Below are 4,367 nucleotides of genomic sequence, written 5' to 3' on the forward strand. Positions count from 1 at the left end.
TTCGTAATCATCATCATAACCATAATCATCATAATATTCATGACGGTAATAATCATCTTTACTACCAAAACGTGGAATTGCCTCACTATAAATTTGATCATCTTCAGTTAAAGAGGCGGCGCTATGGATATAAGAATCCCCTGAGACAAGAGCGCCACAAACCACAGCATCATCGAATACACGCGATTCATCACAAATATAAGCACCATCACTTATTTTTGCATTGCCCCCGACATGAGCATCACCACAAATGACGCTATCATCAGAAATATGAGCATAATTCGTTACACAGGCGTTATCATAAATTTTTGCATTGCCTTCAATAACCACGGCGTTGCTAACATGGGCATTGCCATAAACCTCACAATAATCATTTATTGTACGACCTTCGAAAATAGCATTGCCATAAATTTTTGCCTTGCCATAAACATCAACAAAATAACCCTTTACTTTCGCATTCCCAAAGACACGAGCATTTTGAAAAACACGAGCATCACCATAAACCCAGCAATCTCCTTTGTGAGATAGGTTGCTTTGCTTTTCGATATAGCCCCCGAGATCACCTTTTTTGACATCACCAAAGTCTTTTAAAGCACGTATACGGTACAATAAGTGACCATTGACGCATTGCATATCATATGTGAACTCATATTTTTTGGATGATGTTTTCTTATTAACAGTAGCAACCATGCTAGTGTCTCCTTATCATAAAGTTTCTATTGACAACCCTATAAAGGCGCCGGGTGGTAGAAACACGGTGATAAGTCCGTCGTTATGTTTTCCTCCATAAAAGGAGTATTGTATGGCATAACCACACCCGACAGAATCTTCATATACTAACAAGAGCATAAAAGACAGTCAGTTTTTAAAGGCATGGGAGAGGCTGTTTCGTAACCTATCCGCTTATCAAAAGTGTTTCTAGCACTTGATTATTTATATATCAAAATACGTATTTATTGTCAATTATATTTTGCTGTTTTTTGTATTTTTTTATAATTATTTTTTATCATATTGTGTATAAATATGCATCATATGCTTATTAATATTTGCTATTTTATTGACTCTATTTGACTCTATATTACGCAATGGCGTTATTTTCTCTTTTAAACTTCATAAGAACTAAAAACGCTTCTTATGATGCGTATTTTTAACTTTATAAAGCATGATTATTTTTATTGAATGCCTTGTGAATATTTTTTGTGAATTTTGTTATAAGCAATTCACTAAAGACGCCTTAATAAGCACCGCGCCTTTATAACCAGCGCTTTTGATTCATTCTCTATAACCATTGCATCATTTTTATATAACAAAGGATAATATGATCATGCGGTTTTGATTTGTTATAAGAAGATCTAAAGATACCTATTGAATTCTTATACCATTATCAAAATACCTTTTTATGGGATTTTGTCTCTTTTTTTAGTTTTGTCTGTTGATTTACCCCCCTTCCATTTAAAAAAATTGAGATAAAAATAAAAACATTATATTTCAATAGGTTAGTTTTTTTCAAAATTTTGTAACATCACGTATAAAAGCCATGTGAGTAAAATAGACAATTAATGACACGCGTTTTGTCTGCTTTTGTCAATTTTTGTCAGTAAATTTAACAGACAATTCTTTTATGATTTGAGTGAGTGTTTAAACCATGTCTTATGAGAGCCATATGGTTCTTTAAAGCCTTTCAAAAGACAAGAGATGGTTATGAGCTATGTTATCAAGAGTAACTTATCGAATTAAAGGGGGTTTTGAGTTTTGAAGGTTCGTGTTTTTAGATAAAAAACACTAAAAAGACAAAAAACATTATTTTTCAATATATTAAGTCTTATCAATGGTTAAAAAAATAATCTCTATTGATAAATACAACCTATCAATAGTCATAATTCTCTTTAAAGAGAACGTTTGAAAGATATGATGGTATCATTTTAAATTGCGATATAATCTTTTAAAGGCAATATGAAAGTGTTTAAAAGTGCAAGGCTTCTCTTTTGAGAAGAACGTATGATAAATCATTCCTTATAACAAAAGAGGTATAGATATAAACTCTATACCCCTTGTAAGATGTGCATACCCATCATGTGAAATGTGAGCATGCTTTATAAGTCTATTCAGTTTCCCTTAATTCCAATTTGGGGAGGTTCTTAACGATTTTCATTGTTTCTAAACTTACTGTAATAACCCTTTGGAACAATTCCAATGGATAAGCAGGGTTGCCAATGGTTTCAACAGCATAGCAATTGGCATCATTCACAATGCCACTCTTTTTATCAGTCTTGACGCATTGACGCCCCATAACCCATTCAAGAGCAGGTTTACCATTCACGATATACGCATAAGCTTCAAGAGGTATATCTGTTATTGTGATATTGCTGTTGTAAATAACTGTAGATTTATCCTTGTCCTTACTATTCCCAGCAAATTTCATTTCTGTAACGTAATAAAACTTTTCGGGGTTAGAAATATCTGTAAGTTTAGGGTCACCTTTTTTAAAGGTCACAGGATAAGGTTCTACAGTTTCATAATTGACGTGTAAATTTCCTAATTCACGCCCTGCTGTAACAAACATCCAAAAATCTTCAGCACTCTTTACGCAAGGGATGCGAGGGAGCTCTTTAGAGAGGTTATCAGCATAACGAGCACGATAATCTTCTGAATGTAAAAGACCGTAAACATAATAGAAGATATCATCTTTCGTTATGGTTTCATGAGGATAAGCAGCTTTAAAATGTGTTAATCCTTCATCAGTGATGGCATCACGGCGTTGTAAACCAGCAGCTTTGGTTTCTTCTGTAGAGTTTGCAAATAAATGAGACTGTTTTTCATTTTTATCTTTTGAAACCACAACACCTTCGTAAAGGTACAATGGAAAGCATTGACTAGCATTCATCATATTACTGTCGGGCAAAACTTTGCTCATTAAAGCAGAAAAGCTGTTTTTTACTCCTGTACCTGTAATTTGTATTATCTTATTTTCAGTGACTTTTCCCATAGGAAATATACTCGGCATTTGATAAACCAACTCATTGAAGCTACGATTATAATAAAGCCACTGTTTCGTAAAAGGACGATACAAACTTTGTATAAGACATGCCTCTTCAAATTTAAAAATATTTTCTTTTACCAATTTTTGTTTAAGTGCACGACTCCAACTTATTTTTTTCGCATCAGAATTGACGAATTTGTCTACAGCTTTGGTACGGATTTTTCGATTAGAATATGAATAGATATTATTAAAACGTTCTACTTCGCTATTATAGAAGATGATCATATTATCCATATTTTTTTCTAAAATCTTACGACTTGAGTTATATGCCCATGCATCACGATTGGTTGAAATACCACAAGAGTAAGTATCAAAGAGCTTTTTACCATGACCTTCCTTTACACCCATAGCTAGAAATGTCTTAAAACTGTCATCCCTTTGACCCAGCCAATCACCATGCTTGTCTGGTGTAATGATTTGCCAACCATGTTTACTCCGTGTAATACCCTCAATGCTACCAAACTCCTTAATTGACTTAAGCTTTTTTTCTCTTGTGAGATAATCTTCAACACCATAGAAATATATTTTCCCATGCTGTTTGGATTCTGGATTTTTTACAAGAATAGAGATGGCAATGGGAGCTCGAGATCCGGAACCAAAAATTTTTCCACCTTCTTTTCGAGAAAGCTCTCCAGATGTTCGTTGATTACCACGCAAATGGAAAATATAAAGGCTGCTAAATTCCTCTACAAGGCATTTACGTAAGCCATCCATAGATTTAGTATCTACAAAACCCGCATTTGTCACAAAACCAATAACACCACGGTTTTTTATACGGTCACTAGCCCAGCGAATAGCACGAATATAACTATCATAAAGCGCTTGCATATTGATTGATGCAGATTGCGCAGCATAAGTTTCACTGATACGTTTATCTAAGAGCGGGTAAGGAGTATTTTTTGCATTATCATTTGCACTTTTTTGTCTCAAAGAATAAGGTGGATTACCAAAGATAACTTCGATATTCAGCTTTTTTTGAAGTTCCAAATAGGCACTGTTTTCCTCTAGTAAACCTTTCATCAGATCTTGCTTTTCAACCATCTGAAACGTATCGGTTAAGCCAATATGTTTGAAGGAAATATAATTACTTTTCGTAAGACCATGATAGGTTGCTTCAATATTTATGGCAGCAATATAATAGGCTAGTAAAACAATCTCATTGGCATGGATATCGTAACGGTATTTATATTCCATATCTTCCGGTTTTATCAGATTAGAGTGTAAAAGCCGTGTGATAAAGGTACCTGTTCCCGTAAAGGGGTCAAGAATAGAAACACCACGTGATCCCAAGCTCTTGCCAAATTCTTTGCGTAAAACATCATCAACA

At 34.1% G+C, this 4,367-nt stretch carries 2 protein-coding genes; both read right to left on the minus strand.

Features of this window, described 5'->3' with window-relative positions; translation table 11 throughout:
• Positions 1-690, minus strand: a 690-nt coding sequence (locus NPX99_RS08335) for a hypothetical protein (protein WP_269031376.1), incomplete at its 3' end; no start/stop codon positions are given.
• 1,411 nt (positions 691-2,101) lie between these two features.
• A partial coding sequence (locus tag NPX99_RS08340) for a type ISP restriction/modification enzyme (RefSeq protein ID WP_329957952.1) occupies positions 2,102-4,367 on the minus strand: 2,266 nt, incomplete at its 5' end.

The sequence above is a fragment of the Bartonella sp. 220B genome, assembly GCF_026930205.1.
Lineage (GTDB): Bacteria > Pseudomonadota > Alphaproteobacteria > Rhizobiales > Rhizobiaceae > Bartonella.